General features: G+C 69.8%; 15 protein-coding genes and 1 riboswitch. Of the genes, 8 read left to right on the top strand and 7 right to left on the bottom strand.

From position 1 onward, the window contains the following. Window positions 1–7: 7 nt before the first annotated feature. The 4 genes from ACFXGJ_RS20025 to ACFXGJ_RS20010 all read right to left on the bottom strand — a co-directional run bounded on the left by ACFXGJ_RS20025 (window position 8) and on the right by ACFXGJ_RS20010 (window position 4,527). Window positions 8–1,141, bottom strand: coding sequence for a glycosyltransferase family 4 protein (locus tag ACFXGJ_RS20025; protein WP_378623687.1), 1,134 nt, complete (start codon window positions 1,139–1,141; stop codon window positions 8–10). A gap of 87 nt (window positions 1,142–1,228) precedes the next feature. After that, the gene (locus tag ACFXGJ_RS20020) at window positions 1,229–2,530 is read right to left on the bottom strand and encodes a hypothetical protein (protein ID WP_378623691.1); all 1,302 of its coding nucleotides are present in this window, start codon (window positions 2,528–2,530) and stop codon (window positions 1,229–1,231) included. 65 nt (window positions 2,531–2,595) lie between these two features. Beyond that, window positions 2,596–3,648 carry an NlpC/P60 family protein gene (locus tag ACFXGJ_RS20015; protein ID WP_378623684.1) on the bottom strand — a complete coding sequence of 351 codons (1,053 nt, stop codon included), beginning with the start codon at window positions 3,646–3,648 and terminating at the stop codon, window positions 2,596–2,598. Between the two features lie 339 nt (window positions 3,649–3,987). After that, entirely contained in the window at window positions 3,988–4,527 is a 540-nt protein-coding gene (locus ACFXGJ_RS20010; protein ID WP_378623689.1) for an NlpC/P60 family protein, read from the bottom strand. 39 nt (window positions 4,528–4,566) lie between these two features. Then, window positions 4,567–4,731: riboswitch (cyclic di-AMP (ydaO/yuaA leader) on the bottom strand. Window positions 4,732–5,266: 535 nt separating this feature from the next. Here ACFXGJ_RS20010 and ACFXGJ_RS20005 point away from each other — a divergent pair. Together ACFXGJ_RS20005 and ACFXGJ_RS20000 are read left to right on the top strand one after the other, a co-directional pair. Then, on the top strand, window positions 5,267–6,967 hold the full coding sequence (locus ACFXGJ_RS20005) for a DEDD exonuclease domain-containing protein (protein WP_378623682.1): 1,701 nt from the start codon (window positions 5,267–5,269) through the stop codon (window positions 6,965–6,967). Between the two features lie 110 nt (window positions 6,968–7,077). Continuing rightward, on the top strand, window positions 7,078–7,353 hold the full coding sequence (locus tag ACFXGJ_RS20000) for an Lrp/AsnC family transcriptional regulator (RefSeq protein ID WP_378428595.1): 276 nt from the start codon (window positions 7,078–7,080) through the stop codon (window positions 7,351–7,353). Between the two features lie 63 nt (window positions 7,354–7,416). On the opposite strand, the gene trpD is transcribed toward ACFXGJ_RS20000, so the two are convergent. Both trpD and ACFXGJ_RS19990 read right to left on the bottom strand, forming a co-directional pair. Continuing rightward, the gene (gene trpD, locus ACFXGJ_RS19995) at window positions 7,417–8,451 is read right to left on the bottom strand and encodes an anthranilate phosphoribosyltransferase (RefSeq protein ID WP_378623680.1); all 1,035 of its coding nucleotides are present in this window, start codon (window positions 8,449–8,451) and stop codon (window positions 7,417–7,419) included. A 44-nt stretch (window positions 8,452–8,495) separates the two neighbouring features. Continuing rightward, window positions 8,496–8,963, bottom strand: coding sequence for a hypothetical protein (locus tag ACFXGJ_RS19990; RefSeq protein ID WP_378623677.1), 468 nt, complete (start codon window positions 8,961–8,963; stop codon window positions 8,496–8,498). A 127-nt stretch (window positions 8,964–9,090) separates the two neighbouring features. Between ACFXGJ_RS19990 and ACFXGJ_RS19985 the strand changes: the two genes are divergently transcribed. The 4 genes from ACFXGJ_RS19985 (at window position 9,091) to ACFXGJ_RS19970 (ending at window position 13,432) form a co-directional block, all read left to right on the top strand. Further along, window positions 9,091–9,702, top strand: a complete 612-nt coding sequence (locus ACFXGJ_RS19985; protein WP_378623675.1) for a heme-copper oxidase subunit III — start codon at window positions 9,091–9,093, stop codon at window positions 9,700–9,702. A 63-nt stretch (window positions 9,703–9,765) separates the two neighbouring features. Further along, window positions 9,766–10,617, top strand: coding sequence for a c-type cytochrome (locus ACFXGJ_RS19980; protein WP_378623673.1), 852 nt, complete (start codon window positions 9,766–9,768; stop codon window positions 10,615–10,617). Continuing rightward, window positions 10,614–11,750, top strand: coding sequence for a ubiquinol-cytochrome c reductase iron-sulfur subunit (locus ACFXGJ_RS19975; RefSeq protein ID WP_378623670.1), 1,137 nt, complete (start codon window positions 10,614–10,616; stop codon window positions 11,748–11,750). Before ACFXGJ_RS19980 ends, ACFXGJ_RS19975 begins: the two co-directional genes overlap by 4 nt. Beyond that, window positions 11,747–13,432 carry a cytochrome bc complex cytochrome b subunit gene (locus ACFXGJ_RS19970; RefSeq protein WP_378623667.1) on the top strand — a complete coding sequence of 562 codons (1,686 nt, stop codon included), beginning with the start codon at window positions 11,747–11,749 and terminating at the stop codon, window positions 13,430–13,432. Before ACFXGJ_RS19975 ends, ACFXGJ_RS19970 begins: the two co-directional genes overlap by 4 nt. Window positions 13,433–13,530: 98 nt before the next feature. Here the strand turns inward: ACFXGJ_RS19970 and ACFXGJ_RS19965 are convergent, their stop codons facing one another. After that, entirely contained in the window at window positions 13,531–14,442 is a 912-nt protein-coding gene (locus ACFXGJ_RS19965; protein ID WP_378623664.1) for a LysR family transcriptional regulator, read from the bottom strand. Between the two features lie 129 nt (window positions 14,443–14,571). Between ACFXGJ_RS19965 and ACFXGJ_RS19960 the strand changes: the two genes are divergently transcribed. Together ACFXGJ_RS19960 and ACFXGJ_RS19955 are read left to right on the top strand one after the other, a co-directional pair. Then, entirely contained in the window at window positions 14,572–15,411 is an 840-nt protein-coding gene (locus ACFXGJ_RS19960) for an NmrA family transcriptional regulator (RefSeq protein WP_378623662.1), read from the top strand. Window positions 15,412–15,416: 5 nt separating this feature from the next. Next, entirely contained in the window at window positions 15,417–16,010 is a 594-nt protein-coding gene (locus tag ACFXGJ_RS19955) for a DUF1772 domain-containing protein (protein WP_378623659.1), read from the top strand. Window positions 16,011–16,042 lie beyond the last annotated feature (32 nt).

Raw genomic sequence — 16,042 nt, 5'->3', positions numbered from 1 at the left:
CGCACGGTCAGGACGAGTGCAGCAGGCCACCGAGCCTGGCGGCCAGGGCGTCCCAGCGCCACTGCTCCGAAACCCACTGCCGCCCGGCGGCGCCCATCGCGGCCGCACGGTCCGGGTCGGCGAGCACCGACACCACCGAGTCGGCCACGGAGGCGACCTTGCGGCCGTCGACCACGTGCCCGGTCTCGCCCTCCCGCACCGTCTCCGGCGCGCCGCCCGAGTTGCCTGCGATCACCGGAACGCCGGTCGCCGACGCCTCCAGGAAGACGATCCCGAGACCCTCGACGTCCAGGCCCGCCCCGCGGGTGCGGCACGGCATCGCGAAGACGTCCGCGACGGTGTGGTGCGCCGCGAGTTCCGCGGCGGGCACGCCGCCGGCGAAGACGACGTGTTCCTCGACGCCCACCGTGACCGCCAGTCGGCGCAGTGCCTCCTCGTACGGCCCGCCCCCGACGATCACCAGCACGGCGCCGTCGATCGAGCGGCGGATCTGCGGTAGCGCCTTGATCAGGACGTCCTGACCCTTGCGCGGGACCAGCCGGGACAGGCACAGGACGGTCGGGCGGTCCCCCAGCCCGTAGCGGGCGCGCAGCTCGGCTCGCGCCGCCGGATCCGGCCGGAACACCTCCGCGTCCACGCCCGGCGGCAGGTGTTCGAGCGCCGCGTTCGCACCGAAGGCCGCCGCGAACCGGCGCCGGGTGTACTTGCTGACGTAGGTCACCGTGTCGGTGGTGTTCCCGATGCGGCGCAGCGACTGGCGGGCGCCGGGCAGCATGGACCAGCCGACCTCGTGACCGTGGGTGCTCGCGACGATTCGCTCGGCGCCGGCTCGGCGCAGGGTGGGGGCGAGCAGGGCCAGGGGGGCCGCCGCGCCGAACCACACGCTGTCGCACTCGCGCGAGCGCACCAGCTTCGCGGCCCGCCGGGCCACCAGCGGCGTCGGCAGCATCAGCGTGGTGGGATGCCGGACCACCTCGAACGACTGCCGGGCATCGAACTTGGTGTGACTGTCACCGCGCCAACGCGGGGCGTAGACCACCAGCTCGTCCGAGGGCAGTGCATTCGCGAACGACTGCAGGTAGGACTGGATACCTCCCGGTCGGGGCGGAAAGTCATTCGTCACCAACAGGGTTCGGCGCATGGTTCCACCGTAGGGGTTGGCCCGCTGCGCCCGGCCCCCAGGGTCGACGCGTCCGCGCCCACCCGCCCGAGGTGGTCGTGCACGCCGTCACTGCAGGTGGGCGACCATCCACGAGCCCCACTGCGCGATCAGTTCGCGCTGCGGCACACCCAGCACCTCGCCGAGGCGGGCGTCGAGGCCGGCCGCGTCGACCGGCCCGGCGGCCAGCGCGTGGTAGAGCTCACGCAAACGCTCCTCCCCGAAACGGTCCGCCACGAACGCGTTGACCGACCACGCCAGCTCGTAGGCCACCAGCGACCGCTCCCCGCCCGCGCCGAAATCCGCGTCGGAGGGCAACCGCACGGGAGGGCCGTGCACCGCGACCGCGGCGGCCACGGTGGGTGCGCCCGCACCGACGGTGATCCCCGACCCGCGGTGGCCGGAGTAGTCGGCGAAACCCTCGAGCATCCACAGCGGCGAGCCGTCGGTGGTGTCCCGGCGCGTCGCGATGTGGGTGAGCTCGTGCCGCAGCACCGAACGTCGGGTGTCCGCGGTGAGTCGCTCGGCCGAGGCCGGACTGAACACGACCCGCTGCCCGGTGACCTCGGTCGCCCCCGGCGCGAGCGCGTCCGACACCGCGACCGCGGCGATGTCGGAGCCGCTGTGGACCGAGCCGACCTGCTCGCTGAACTCGTCCTGACTCGACGCGACCACCACCACCGCGCGGCGTGACCACTGCTCGCCCCACAGGTCGGTCACCTCGGGCACCGCGGTGCGCAACTCCTCGGCGAGCGCGTCCATCCACTGACCCTGGTCGGGGTGGCCGAGCACCACGGAGGTGTGCGAGTCGGTGTCCACCGTGCGTGCGATGACGGGGCCGAAATCCCAAGGCCCCCGCCACGTCTGGCGCCCGTACTCGGGCAACGAACGGTCCGAGACCAGTTTCCAGGTATCGCCGCGGCGGGCGACGACCAGCGAGACCGGCTTGCGGGTGGAACCGGGATCCGCGCCGTCGATCGCGTACCGCAGGTACACCGGGGGCGCCCACACGTCGGTCGCACCGAGCTGCTCGGCGAGGTCGGTCGGCACCGGCGTCTCCGGGTCGTGGCCGATCTCGTAACCCCAGTCCGCCAACGGCACGCCGGACAGGTTGTGCATGCGCGCCGTCTCGGCGTCGAGGAAGCCCGGCACCGCGCCCTGATCGAACAACGGCGTCAGAGCCGCGGCGTCGCCGTCGCGCACCGCTCCGGCCCAGCGGTCGAGCAGCTCCTGCACCCCCGCGCGACGCGCCTGCTCGAACGGGCTGACGGCGGTGGGGGTCGCGGTGGTGCCCGACTGCGCGGCACCCGGCTCGTGCGAGTGCAGGGTGAGCGCACCGGCCGCCGCAACGGCGCACAGCAGCCCGGCCAGGGCCACCGCCTCCCAGGTACGGATCCGACGTCGTGGCGGCCGCGACGGGATCTCCGGCTCGGTGTTCAGTACCGTCTGGCGCCGTAGAACGGGTACGCATCCACCGGCGCCACCTTGACGGGGACTCCGAACGTGGACGCGTGCACGATGTTTCCGTTGCCGACGTACATGCCCACGTGCGAGGCGTCGGAGTAGAACAGCACCAGGTCGCCGGGCTGCAGCTCCGACTTCTGCACCGGGATGCCGCTGGCGGCCTGGGCCTGGCTGGACCGCGGCAGCGTCTTGCCGATCTTCTTGTACGCCCACACCATCAGGCCCGAGCAGTCGTAGCCGTCGGGTCCGGTGGCTCCCCACACGTAGGGCTTGCCGATCTGGGTCATCGCGGCCTGCACTGCGCCGTTGTTGGCGCCCGGCACGAGCCCCTTGAGAATCGTGGCGGCGTCGAGTCCGGGCGGGTACGACGTGCCGCTCAGCGAGGAGCGCTCCGAGTTGGTCAGCGCGTCGAACGCCTGTGTCACCTGGGCGATCTGCGCCTGCAGGTCGCTCTGGGTGCGCTGCAGACCGTCGCTGATCGACTTCGCCTGCTCGGTCGCGGTGCGGGCGGCGTCGGCCGACTCTCGCGACGCCTTCTCGGCGGCGACGGCCTGGTCGGTGGCCTCCTTGAACTGGCCGACCTGGGCGGCGGTGTCGGCCGAGATCACGCTCAACGCGGACATCTGGTCGAGGAGTTGCTGCGGAGAGTCGGACACCATCACCGCGAACAGGCGGTTGACCCGCCCGCCCTGGTAATTGGCGGCGGTCAGCTTGTCGACCGCCGGCTGGAACTGCGCGACCTTCGCGCGGGCGGCATCGAGCACACCCTGGTCGGCGGTGTGGCGGGACTCGGCGTCGCGCTGGACGGCGACCTTGGAGTCGAGGTCGATCTGCGCGTTGTGCATCGCCTCGGTGGTCTGCTCGGACTTGCGGGAGAGGTCGGCGAGCTTCTCGAGCGCGGCGGTCGGGTTGTCGGGCGCGGGGTCCGCCCCGGCGGTCCCCGTGGCTGCCGCGACAAGCGCGATGGACAGCACGCCGGTCACGAGGGCTCCGCCCCGGGACCGCTTCGATCTGTGTGACGCCACGAAGACTCGCACTCCTTCTTCCGCTGTTGCTGCCGACCCGGTCGGCTACCCCGGGGCGTCTCCCAAGTGGGAGCCACCCGATGCAGTCCTGGGTTCTCGGTGCGGCCCCGTGTTCGACGCGGAGCCCGCTCTGGCGGTGATCCCCGCCCCCGCTCCGGCCGGAACGGGGTTCGGAAGATCTCGACCAGGTTACGGAATGGCATACGGCGGTGTCCACCCACGCGGACGCTCGATTCTCGCCACCGAGCGACATACCGGACAGACCCCGCCGTCGGACACACGAGGGGCCCCGATCCTGATCGGATCGGGGCCCCTCGTTCGCTCGAAATGGCGTCGCGGTCAGTACCGGCGAGCGCCGTCCATCGGCATGGAAGAGATCGGCGCACGCTTGACCGGAGTACCGGAGGTCGCGGCGTGGATGACCTCACCGTTGCCGGCGTAGATGCCCGAGTGCGAGCCGCCGTAGAAGGAGACGACGTCGCCGACCTGAAGGGCGGAGGTCGAGACCGGGGTGCCGGCGGCGGCCTGGTCGTAGCTCGTGCGCGGCAGGTTGAGGCCGGCCTGCTTGAACGCCCACTGGACGAGGCCGGAGCAGTCGAACGAGTCCGGACCGGCGGCACCCCACACGTAGGGGGCCCCGATCTTGCTCGCGGCGGCCTGAACAGCCTTCTCACCTGCGGTGACAACGGCAGCGGGGGCCGGAACACCAGGCGCGGCGGGCAGCCCGGGAAGGGCGGGAAGCTGAATGGTCTGGGCGGGAACACCCGGGATGTCGAAGGTGCCGACGCCGGGGACCGTGACCGGCTCGGCGAGAGCCGGAGCCGCAGTGACGGTGATCGCGCCGAGCGTCATGGCGCTGGCGACGACGATCCGTCGCATCGAGCGCTTGGTACTGAGTGTTGCCACGAAAGGGAGGGCCTTTCTTCCGTTCATCCGCCGACCGAGTTAGCTGACGGGTTCGGGCTGGGAAGATCAGCCCTACCCGACGGCACGCGTGCTGCGTTCCGTCGGGATTCACCCCAGTGGAAACTTGGGTCCCCGGCACGATCCCCTTGCGGGAAATCGATTAGGCGGTACCTGACGATGCTCCGCCGGTGTGGCGAAGCAAGACTCCGTTAGGTCTCAGGAAGATTACGAAAGCCCGTCCGCCGTGTCGACTCGTCGGCACCCGAAAGTCGGACAATTCGCCCTTTTTGGGGGCCTGGGCCCCGCTACGCCACTCCTGTGTCACGGCCAGATAACGACCGACCAGTCTGCGTCGGACCCGCGGTCCGCACCAGCCTCAGTCGCGGGACCATTCCGGCCTCCGCGAGAACCTCGATCGCGCGCCGTTCCTCCTGCTCAATACTTATCCGGGCGGAACACCCCGTCGCCGCGTGCGCCCCGCCCGGGCCCGCACCGGGCCGGCCGAGCAGGACGGTCACCACGCACTCACCACAGGCGAGACCTCGAACCGCGCAATCACTGCAATCCACAATCACTGTGACCCTCGTCTCTTTCGCTGGCTCCGGGCGTTTCGCAGGCCCTCGGGACGGAAAGTAACCAAGGGGTCCGACACGTCGATCCCCCGATCCGCCGGATCCGAGACCTGTCGGTACCGCCACCTAGCCTCGGACCGGTGAGTCACCAGAGCGCAACCGCCCGCCAGCTGACGTTCGACGAGCTGGACACCCCGTTGCGCGAGACCACGTTCGTCGTCGTCGACCTCGAGACGACCGGCAGCCGCTCCGGCGAGGACGCGATCACCGAGATCGGTGCGGTCAAGATCCGCGGCGGCGAGGTCCTCGGCGAGCTCGCCACCCTCGTCGATCCGGGCCGGACCCTGCCGCCCTTCATCGTCGAACTCACCGGAATCACCTCCGCGATGCTTGTCGGTGCCCCGCGAATCGAGCGGGTACTGCCGAGCTTCCTCGAATTCGCGCGCGGGGCCGTGCTCGTTGCGCACAACGCACCCTTCGACATCGGGTTTCTCAAGGCCGCCGCGGCCCAGTGCGATCTCCCGTGGCCGCCGTTCCAGGTCCTGTGCACGGTCAAGCTGGCCCGCCGCGTGCTCTCCCGCGAGGAGGCACCGTCGGTCAAACTCTCCGCCCTCGCGTCCCTGTTCGCGGTGAGCACCCGTCCCACCCACCGCGCCCTCGACGACGCCAGGGCCACCGTGGACGTGCTGCACGGTCTCTTCGAACGGGTCGGCAACCTCGGCGTGCACAGCTACCCGGAACTCGTCGACTACCTCCCCAACGTCTCCGCCGCCCAGCGCGGCAAACGCGGCCTGGCGGCCGACCTGCCCCGCCGCCCGGGTGTCTACCTCTTCCGGGGCCCGTCCGACGAGGTCCTCTACGTCGGCACGGCGGTCAACCTCCAGCGACGGGTCCGGGGCTACTTCACCGGCTCCGAGACGCGCGCGCGCATGAAGGAGATGGTCGCGCTGGCCACCCGCGTCGACCACGTCGAGTGCGCGCACGGGCTCGAGGCCGCGGTCCGAGAACTGCGCCTGCTGGCCGCGCATGCGCCGCCGTACAACCGGCGGTCGAAGTTTCCACGGCGGGCGTGGTGGATCACGACCACCGACGAACCGTTCCCCCGACTGTCGGTCACCCGGCGGTCGGCCCCGGACGCTCTCGGGCCGTTCGGCAACCGCACCGACGCCGCCGAGGTAGCGGCGACGCTCACCGAGGTGTGCCGAATCCGGAGCTGTACCAAGAAGATTCGCATGGACCAGGAGCACGGTCCGGACTGTCCCGCGACGGCGGTCGGCGGCTGCCCGGCCGGAAGCGACCCACAGGGCCCCGACGAGTACGGTCCCGCCGTGGAGGCCGCACGCCGCCTGATCCGCGGAGCCGACGACGAGCCGCTGCACCGACTGCGCGGACGCATCGACGAACTCGCGACCGCGGAACTGTTCGAGAACGCGGCCCGGCTACGCGACCGGACAGCGGCGCTGGCGACCGCCCTGCGCCGCGCCCAACGGCTCGCCAGTGTCGCCGCGATCGACGAACTGGTCGCCGCCCGCCCGCGCGACGGCGGCGGCTGGGAGTTCGCGGTGATCCGGGCGGGACGGCTCGCCTCGGCAGGCGTCGCGGCCCGCGGGGTGTCACCGATGCCCGTCGTCGACGCGCTCACCCTCGCCGCGGAGACCGTCATCGACGAGCCGTCACCGCTGCGCGGCGCGATGGCAGGCGAGGTCGGCCTCCTCGCGAGCTGGCTGGACTCCCCCGGCGTGCGGATCGTGCGCGCGAGCGACGGTTACGCCGAACCGAGTCGCGGGGCCGGCGCGTGGCAGCAGTGGTGCACGCTCGCCCGCGCCGCCACCCTAGGCTGAGGCACGCGAGCGGAAGCCGCGAGCGGAGCCTGCGGAGCGACCCGGAAGCTGCGAGCGGAGCCTGCGGAGCGACCCGGAAGCCCGATCCCCACCGTTGTACAAGGAGCGAGATGATCAACGCCATCGTCCTCATTCATGCCGAGGCCAGCAGGATTCCGGAGACCGCCCAGGCCGTCGCGGACATTGCGGGCGTCTCCGAGGTGTATTCGTGCGCGGGCGACGTCGACCTGATCGCCATCGTGAAGGTTCGCGACCACGAGCAGATCGCCGAGGTCGTGACCGGCGCGATCAACAAGGTGGACGGCGTCGTCCAGACCACCACTCACATCGCGTTCCGCTCGTACGCGAGCGCGGACGTCGAGGCCGCGTTCTCCATCGGCGAGTGACGATGACGGGAACCGTCAGTCGGCCAGACCGAATGACGGTTCCCGTCACCCATCGGGTGGCGCTCAGCCGGCCAGCGAGGCGCTGACCGCAACCCAGCGGTCGAGCAGCGCCGCGGCGGCGCCGCTGTCGATGGCCTGCACCGCCCGCGCCAGTCCGTCCCGCAGGGCGGCGTCGAGGCTCGTCTCCAGCCCGCTGTACGCCGCGATCGCGCCCGCCGCGTTCAACACCACCGCGTCGTGCACGGCACCGCGCTCGCCACCGAGGACGGCTCGGGCGATGGTCGCGTTGGCCTCGGCGTCCCCGCCGCGCAGCGCCTCGAGCGGCACCCGCTCGATCCCCAACTCGGTCGGGTCGATTCGATCCTCGCGGACCCGACCGCCCGAGACGACGAACGCGGTGCTCGTGGTCGACGTGGTGATCTCGTCGAGGCCGTCGTCGCCGCGCACCACCAGCGCCGACACCCCGCGACCGGCGAGCACACCCGCGACCACCGGCTGCAGGTCGGTGAACGCGCAGCCGATCAGCCCCGCCGTGGGACGCGCGGGGTTGGTCAGCGGTCCGAGCACGTTGAACACGGTCGGGATGCCGATCTCCTTGCGGGCCGCGGCGGTGAACCGGAAGGCCGGGTGGAACGTCGGCGCGAAACAGAAACCGATGCCGACCTCGCGCACGCACTGTGCGACCGCGTCGGGGCTCAGATTGATCCGGACCCCGAGCGCCTCGAGCACGTCGGCACCGCCGCTCTTCGACGAGGCCGCGCGGTTGCCGTGCTTGACGACGCGGATTCCGGCGGCCGCGACCACCACCGAGGCCATGGTCGAGATGTTGACGGTCTGCTGGCGGTCGCCGCCGGTGCCCACCACGTCCACGGCGTCGCCGTCGACGTCGATGGTGCGGGCGTGCGCGAGCATCGAGTCGGCGATGCCGGTCACCTCGGCCGGCGTGGCACCCTTCATCTTCAGCGCGATACCGAAGGCCGCGATCTGGGCGGACGTCGCGTTGTCCGACATGATCTCGTTCATCGCCCACGAGGTCGTCGCGGAATCGAGATCCCGTCCGTCCGTCAGCGCACCGAGAACCTCAGGCCAACTCCCCATCGCAACTGCCTCTTCCGTCGCCGCCAGCACAATCCCGATGCAGCTTAGTCAGTGTCGGCAACCCGATTACGCGGCGGCTGCAGCGCATCCCACCCCAGGACATGCCCGCCGCCACGCTGGGCCAGCCCCGCCATCCGGGAGCGTTCCTGCGAACAGTGCAACGCGTCGAGAATCTGGGTCCGCTGCAGCACCAGCGCCACCAGTCCCTCGTCACCGACGGCCGCGACCTCCGCGGCCGGCGCGTCGGACGGCGCGACCGTGTAGTCATCCTGGGCGGCGACCTCCACGGCCCAGGACACCCGGTCCGTCGGCAGCAGCAGGTGATGTCTCACGACCGTCTCGGCGTCGGGGATCCAGGCCGGCTCCGACGCCGCCGCGCGGTCGAGCGCGGCACTGCACGACTCGACGTCGTCGAAGCCCGATGCGACCACCACCAGATCGGTCCGCTCACGTTCGAGCGGGGCGGGTTTCCGACGCCCGAACAGCTTGCGCCACCATTGCACTCGTTGCATCCGTCCACCCTCGCACGAGCGCCGACCTGCGCAATCGACGGGCACAGGCATACTGGTCGTGGGCCGCGACGCGCCCAGGGCGGACCCGGGTGGCCGTCTCGTACGACAGCGCGTCATACTTCTGTCTGTGACGAGCGCAGTAGGGACCCAAGGATCCGCAATCACCCAGCGCGTGCACTCGCTGAACCGGCCGAACATGGTCAGCGTCGGCACCATTGTCTGGCTGTCCAGCGAGCTGATGTTCTTCGCCGGCCTGTTCGCGATGTACTTTGTCGCGCGCGCGCAGGCGAACGGCAATTGGCCGCCGGAACCCACCGAGTTGAACCTGACCCTCGCGGTGCCGGTCACCGCGGTGCTGGTGGCCTCGTCGTTCACCTGCCAGATGGGCGTTTTCGCCGCTGAGCGTGGCGACGTCTTCGGCCTCCGCCGGTGGTACACCATCACCCTGATCATGGGCGCGTTCTTCGTCGCCGGCCAGGGCTACGAGTACTACCACCTGGTGCACGAGGGCACCACGCTGTCGAGCAGCGCGTACGGCTCGGTCTTCTACATGACGACCGGTTTCCACGGCCTGCACGTCATCGGCGGTCTCATCGCCTTCATCTTCCTGATCGCGCGCACCAAGGTCAGCAAGTTCACCCCTGCGCAGGCAACCGCTGCAATTGTTGTCTCCTACTACTGGCACTTCGTCGACATCGTGTGGATCGGCCTGTTCGCCACCATCTATTTCATCCGTTAGAAGCTGAACGCAGTACCCAGCCCAAGCCCGTTCAGTCCGTCCCGCGAGACCAAAGGGATACAGATGAGTTCATCCCCCCCTTCAGCAGCCGCCGACAGCGCGACTGCCTCGAAAGCCCGTCGTCAGCGAAAGATCCGTCGGCGCGTCACCGGCGCCCTGGTCCTGATGATGGGACTTGTCGGTGCAGGCTTCCTCGCCTCGGCCCTGACTCCGACTCCGCAGGTCGCCACCGCGTCCGACGACTCGGCAGCGCTGATCCGCGAGGGCAAGCAGCTCTACGACACCTCCTGCATCACCTGCCACGGCGCGAACCTGCAGGGTGTGCAGGACCGCGGCCCCAGCCTCATCGGTGTCGGCGAGGCCGCGGTCTACTTCCAGGTTTCCTCCGGCCGCATGCCCGCGGCCCGCAACGAGGCCCAGGCGGTGCGCAAGGACCCGAAGTTCGACGACAAGCAGATCGACGCACTCGGCGCCTACGTGCAGGCCAACGGCGGCGGCCCGACCCTCGTCCGCGACGCGAACGGCGAGCTGGCCAGCAGCTCCCTGCGCGGTGACGACGTCGCCCGCGGCAGCGAGCTGTTCCGCCTGAACTGCGCGTCCTGCCACAACTTCACCGGCAAGGGCGGCGCGCTGTCCTCCGGCAAGTTCGCACCGCCGCTAGAGCCGGCCAGCGAGCAGCAGATCTACCAGGCCATGGCGACCGGACCGCAGAACATGCCGAAGTTCTCCGACCGTCAGCTGAGCCCGGAAGAGAAGCGGGACATCATCGCCTACGTCAAGTCCTCGACGGAGACCAAGAACCCCGGCGGCTACGGCCTCGGCGGCTTCGGTCCCGCTCCCGAGGGCCTGGCCATGTGGGTCATCGGAATCGTTGCCGTTGTCGGCGCAGCACTGTGGATCGGAGCAAGGTCATGAGCGACGCCGGTCACGGCGATACGCCGAAGAAGTACACCGAGGAGGAACTCGCGGCGATGAGCCGTGACGAGCTCGTCGAACTCGGTACCAACCTCGACGGTGTCGATGTCGCGTTCCGCCGCGAGCGCTGGACGGTCGAGGGGACGAAGGCCGAGAAGCGCGCCGAGCGCAGCGTCGCCTTCTGGTTCACCCTCGCCGGCGTGTCCGCGATCGCGTTCATCGCCATCTACCTCTTCTGGCCCTGGGAGTACAAGGGCATGGGCGAGGAGGGCTACAGCGCGTACAACCTGTACACCCCGCTGATCGGCCTGACCATGGGTGTCGCGATCCTCGGCCTCGGTATCGGCGCGGTCAAGTTCACCAAGAAGTTCGTTCCCGAAGAGGTCTCGATCCAGTCCCGCCACGACGGCGGCTCTGCCGAGGTGGACCGCAAGACGATCGTCGCCGAGCTGAACGACTCGCTCGAGACCTCGACCATCGGTCGCCGGAAGCTGATCAAGCGGAGCCTCGGCTTCGGCGCCGGCGCGCTGGGCATCATGGCGATCATGCCGCTCGGCGGCATGATCAAGAACCCGTGGGCCAAGGGCGACAAGTCCGACCTGTGGACCTCCGGCTGGACCCCGAACTTCCCGGGCGAGACCATCTACCTGCGCCGCAACACCGGCCGCCCCGAGGACGTCGTCCTGGTGCGCCCGGAGGATCTCGACGCAGGCGCGATGGAGACGGTCTTCCCCTTCCGGGAGACCGAGCGGGGCAACGAGAAGGCCCTGTCGCACGCCCTCAAGCGCGCCGACAACCCGGTCATGCTCATCCGCCTGCGCACCGAGGACACCGCTCGCGCGGTTCGTCGCAAGGGCCAGGAGAGCTTCAACTTCGGCGACTACTGGGCGTACTCGAAGCTGTGCACCCACCTCGGCTGCCCGACCTCCCTGTACGAGCAGCAGACCAACCGGATCCTCTGCCCGTGCCACCAGTCGCAGTTCGACGCCCTGCACTTCGGAAAGCCGATTTTCGGTCCTGCCGCTCGCGCACTCCCGCAGTTGCCTATTACTGTCAACAAAGAGGGCTTCCTCGTCGCCAACGGTGACTTCATCGAGGCTCTCGGCCCCGGATTTTGGGAGCGTCCTTCATGACAACCACAGTTGGCGGCCAGTCCAAGGTCGCAGTCCACGCCGCGAAGGCGGGCGAGAACCTCGACTCGCGGTACCATCTCGCGTCCGGCATGCGGAAGCAGATCAACAAGGTCTTCCCGACCCACTGGTCTTTCATGCTCGGCGAGATCGCGCTCTACAGCTTCGTCATCCTGCTGATCTCCGGCGTGTACCTGACGCTGTTCTTCGACCCGTCGATGGCCGAGGTCGTCTACGACGGCGCGTACCAGCCGTTGCGCGGCGTCGAGATGTCGCGGGCCTACGAGACCGCTCTGAACCTCTCCTTCGAGGTCCGCGGCGGTCTGTTCGTCCGACAGATCCATCACTGGGCCGCACTGATGTTCGCCGCGTCGATCATCGTGCACCTGCTGCGCATCTTCTTCACCGGCGCGTTCCGGCGCCCGCGTGAGGCGAACTGGGTCATCGGCTGCCTGCTGCTGATCCTGGCGATGTTCGAGGGCTTCTTCGGCTACTCCCTGCCCGACGACCTGCTGTCCGGCACCGGCCTCCGCGCCGCGCTGTCCGGCATCACGCTGAGCATCCCGGTCATCGGTACCTGGATGCAGTGGCTGGTCTTCGACGGAGACTTCCCCGGCCAGCTGATCATCCCCCGCCTGTACGTCGCGCACGTGTTGCTGCTGCCCGGCATCATCCTGGCCCTGATCGGCGCCCACCTGGCGCTCGTCTGGTACCAGAAGCACACGCAGTTCCCGGGCACCGGCCGCACCGAGCAGAACGTCGTCGGCGTCCGCATCCTCCCGGTGTTCGCCCTCAAGGGCGGCGCGTTCTTCGCGTTCACCTTCGGCATCCTCGCGGTCATGGGCGGCGTGCTGCAGATCAACCCGATCTGGCAGATCGGCCCGTACAACCCGTCGCAGGTGTCCGCCGGCAGCCAGCCCGACTTCTACATGATGTGGACCGACGGCATGGCCCGCCTGTGGCCGGCGTGGGAGATCTACCTGTTCGGCCGGTACACGATCCCCGCGGTGTTCGCCGTGGCGATCATCATGGGCCTGGTGTTCACGGTGCTGATCGCCTACCCGTGGATCGAGAAGAAGTTCACCAAGGACGACGCGCACCACAACCTGCTCCAGCGTCCGCGTGACGTCCCGGTGCGTACCTCGATCGGCGTCATGGCGGTCACCTTCTACGCGATCCTGACCGTCATGTGCGTCAACGACATCATCGCGTACAAGTTCGACATCTCCCTGAACGCGATGACCTGGATCGGTCGCATCGGCCTGGTCCTGCTCCCCCCGATCGCCTACTTCGCCACCTACCGGTTCTGCCTGGGTCTGCAGCGCAGCGACCGCGCGGTGCTCGATCACGGCATCGAGACCGGCGTCATCAAGCGCCTGCCGCACGGCGAGTACGTCGAGGTGCACCAGCCGCTCGGACCCGTGGACGACCACGGCCACCCGCTCCCGCTGGAGTACCAGGGCGCACCGGTTCCGAAGAAGATGAACAAGCTCGGTTCCGCCGGCAAGCCCGGCTCGGGCAGCCTGCTGGTCGCCGACCCGAGCGACGAGGCCGCCGCACTGCTGGCCTCCGAGCACGAGAAGGAGCACGAGCAGCTCGCGATCCTGCGGGACTACCAGGACAAGACGCACGGCCACGGCTCCTACGCCGACGGCCAGGCACCGTCGGGAGACGGCAAGCACTGAGTCCCGGCTAGCTCGACACAACGACGAAGGCCCCGAACCCGCAAAGGGTTCGGGGCCTTCGTCGTTGTGGGGGTTCGGCGACCTCGCCCGCCTGGCGCTCACCCGCCGAGCAGTGGGTTGCCCCGTTTCGCCACGTACTCCACCGCGGACTCGGCGAATGCCCGGATCCGGCCGGTCTGACCGGCCGCCCGCCAGATCAGCCGCCACTCGAAGTCGATCCCGTCGCCGATCGGCACGTACACCACGTCCGGTCGGGCGTCGTAGCGGCTCGCGTGAGTGGGTACGGGGAACACCCCCTGCCCCGCGCCGACGAGCGCCAGCATCTCCTGCACGGTGCCGAAATCGGGTCCCCGCTCGACGAGGTGGCCGCTCGGCGTCGTCCGCGGCACCGCGGCCTCGTCCACCTCGTCGGGCATCCCGCGGGGACGCAACACCTTCGCCGACGCCAGGTCGTCGAGCGTTACCGAATCGCGCCGCGCGAACGGGTGCCGGGCCGACACCGCCAGTGTCGATGGTTCCCGCAGGAGCACCGGGCTCTGGCTCAGCTCCCCGATGTGCCCGACGTCGGCCGCAGCGACCAGTCCGTCGACCTCGTCGGCCAGCAGCAACCCGACACCGTCGCTGTAGTGGCTCTCCCGGATCTGGACCCGACAGCTCGGGTACCTCTCGTGGAAGGTGCCGGCGATCTCGAGCACGAACTGCCCGATCGCGGTACCCACGAAGCCCACTCGGAGCACGCCGTCCAGCCCGCGCCCGGCAGCGATCGCCCTGGCGATGCCCTGACGGATCTGTTCGTCCGCGGGCCGGAGGTCCTGCTCGAGCCGCCTGCCGATCGGGGTTGGCGTCACCCGACGGCTGGTCCGTTCGAAAAGCGGTGCGCCGACACGACGTTCGAGTGCCTTGATGGTCTGACTCACCCGCGCGGTGGACACGTGCAGACGGTCCGCCGTGCGCCCGAAATGCAGCTCCTCGGACAGGGTCAGGAAGATCTCGATGTCCCGACGCTCCACGCGGCACCCCCCTTTGTGTACCCACAGGTTAACGATCGTTGCGCGAACGGCCGTTGATGGCGACCCTCCCCTGGCAGATCGTAGAGGGGACAAGATCATCAAGATCATCCGATCGGCAAGGAGAGCCCCATGAATGCTCACATCCCCCAGCCCGCGACCCTCGTCCTCGGCGGCACCGGAAAGACCGGCAGGCGGGTCGCACAGCGGCTGACCGGCCTGGACCTCCCGGTCCGCATCGGCACCCGCTCCGGCGGCGTCCCGTTCGACTGGGAGGACCCCGAGACCTGGGGCCCCGCACTGCAGGGCATGACGGCGGCATACGTCTCCTACTACCCGGACCTGGCCGCCCCCGGCGCCGTGGAGGCCATCGCGGCGTTCTCCGAACTGGCGGTCGGCCAGGGCGTGCGGCGCCTGGTGATGCTCTCCGGGCGGGGCGAGGAGGAGGCACAGGCCTGCGAGAAGGCGCTGATCGACTCCGGCGCGGAGACCACCATCCTCCGCTCGAGCTGGTTCAGCCAGAACTTCAGCGAGAGCTACCTGCTCGATCCGATTCTCGCCGGAGAGATGTTCCTCCCGGCCGGGGACATCCCCGAACCGTTCGTCGACGTCGAGGACATCGCGGACGTCGCCCTGGCCGCGCTGACCGAGCCCGGACACGCCGGCGAGATCTACGAGATCACCGGGCCCCGGGCAATCACCTTCGCCGAGGCCGTCGCCACCATCGCCGCTGCCGCCGGCCGGTCGGTGGACTACGTGCAGGTGCCCGCCGAGAGCTACGCGGCCGCCCTCGCCGACGAGCAGGTGCCCGCCGACGTGGTGGACCTGCTGATGTACCTGTTCACCACGGTTCTGGACGGCCGGAACGTGACCCCGGGCGACGGGGTCCAGCGCGCGCTGGGTCGCGCGCCGAGGGACTTCACGGACTACGCCTCGTCCGCCGCCGCGACCGGCATCTGGAACGTGGGGTGACCGGGATGAACGCCAAGCTCCTCCAGACGATCAGCCTGCTCGGCGCAGGGATCACCGCCGGCCTCATGGCGGGACTGTTCGCCGCGTTCGCCTACGCGGTGATGCCGGGCCTCGGCCGCGCCGACGCCCACACGTTCGTCGAGGCGATGCAGAAGATCAACGTCGCGATCCTCAACGGCTGGTTCATGGCCTGCTTCCTCGGTGGCCTGGTGCTGACCGTCGCGTCGCTGCTGCTGCATCTGCGCTCCGCGCGCAGCGCACTCCCCTGGATCGTCGTCGCGCTCGTGTTCTACGTCGCGATGCTCGTCATCACGGCCGCCGTCAACGTGCCCCTCAACGACCAGCTGGCCGCTGCCGGTGAGCACATCGCGAACGCCGAGCAGGTCCGCGCGCAGTTCGAATCCCGATGGGTCACCTGGAACATCGTGCGGGCGGTGGTGAGCACCATCGCCTTCGTGGCACTCTCCTACGCCCTGGTACTGCACGGGCGCGACACCGCGCCGGAGGCACAGCAGCCGAGCGGGCCGGCCGCCTACACCGCCCCGGTCCCGTCGCCGCACGGCTACCCGGCAGGTCCCGTCGGCACCTGGCAGCCCTGACACACGGCGAGGGCGCCGAACCCGTTCGGGTT

Source organism: Rhodococcus sp. NPDC059234, assembly GCF_042754225.1.
In the GTDB taxonomy this organism is placed as follows: Bacteria; Actinomycetota; Actinomycetes; order Mycobacteriales; family Mycobacteriaceae; genus Rhodococcus_G.
Note: the sequence above shows the minus strand (reverse complement) of the source record. Positions and strands in the feature narration are given on the sequence as shown.

Coding starts and splice junctions, on each gene's coding strand:
- ACFXGJ_RS20025 (WP_378623687.1), bottom strand. CDS start 1,141: ATGCGCCGAACCCTGTTGGTGACGAATGACTTTCCGCCCCGACCGGGA.
- ACFXGJ_RS20010 (WP_378623689.1), bottom strand. CDS start 4,527: ATGCGACGGATCGTCGTCGCCAGCGCCATGACGCTCGGCGCGATCACC.
- ACFXGJ_RS20000 (WP_378428595.1), top strand. CDS start 7,078: ATGATCAACGCCATCGTCCTCATTCATGCCGAGGCCAGCAGGATTCCG.
- trpD (WP_378623680.1), bottom strand. CDS start 8,451: ATGGGGAGTTGGCCTGAGGTTCTCGGTGCGCTGACGGACGGACGGGAT.
- ACFXGJ_RS19990 (WP_378623677.1), bottom strand. CDS start 8,963: ATGCAACGAGTGCAATGGTGGCGCAAGCTGTTCGGGCGTCGGAAACCC.
- ACFXGJ_RS19980 (WP_378623673.1), top strand. CDS start 9,766: ATGAGTTCATCCCCCCCTTCAGCAGCCGCCGACAGCGCGACTGCCTCG.
- ACFXGJ_RS19975 (WP_378623670.1), top strand. CDS start 10,614: ATGAGCGACGCCGGTCACGGCGATACGCCGAAGAAGTACACCGAGGAG.
- ACFXGJ_RS19970 (WP_378623667.1), top strand. CDS start 11,747: ATGACAACCACAGTTGGCGGCCAGTCCAAGGTCGCAGTCCACGCCGCG.
- ACFXGJ_RS19960 (WP_378623662.1), top strand. CDS start 14,572: ATGAATGCTCACATCCCCCAGCCCGCGACCCTCGTCCTCGGCGGCACC.
- ACFXGJ_RS19955 (WP_378623659.1), top strand. CDS start 15,417: ATGAACGCCAAGCTCCTCCAGACGATCAGCCTGCTCGGCGCAGGGATC.